This window comes from Achromobacter sp. 1011811831 (genome assembly GCF_059760905.1).
Map to the genome: position 1 here is coordinate 1 of NZ_JCBANG010000240.1, position 302 is coordinate 302.

The 302-nt window shown below is 77.5% G+C and carries 1 protein-coding gene; it reads right to left on the bottom strand.

Annotation, left to right across the window (positions count from 1 at the left end; genetic code table 11):
• Positions 1–302 (bottom strand): hypothetical protein (locus AC6LJ9_RS30790; protein ID WP_498150478.1); only part of this gene is annotated, 302 nt, incomplete at both ends.

Here is a 302-nt window from a genome sequence, read left to right on the forward strand (position 1 = left end):
CGTTGACCCGGCCCAGCGCGCCGTAGTTGCCCAGCGCCAGCCCGCCGGCGCGCGCCACCGCCAGCTGGCTCTGGCCATAACCGTCGGCCCCGGCCGCCCGCGCCCGCGTCTGGCGCGCGCCGTCGTACACGGTGGCGACAATCTCGCTTTCCACCACGGCGGTGGGCGCCGACAGCACCAGCCGGCCCGCGTCCCGGCCCACCGTGTAGCCGGCCTCGCGCCGCGTGCTCGGCGCCAGCACCGGGTTCAGGAAGCGCCGCGTGGCCTTCTCGCCCCAGCGGCCGTGCAGGTCCTCGTAGCCC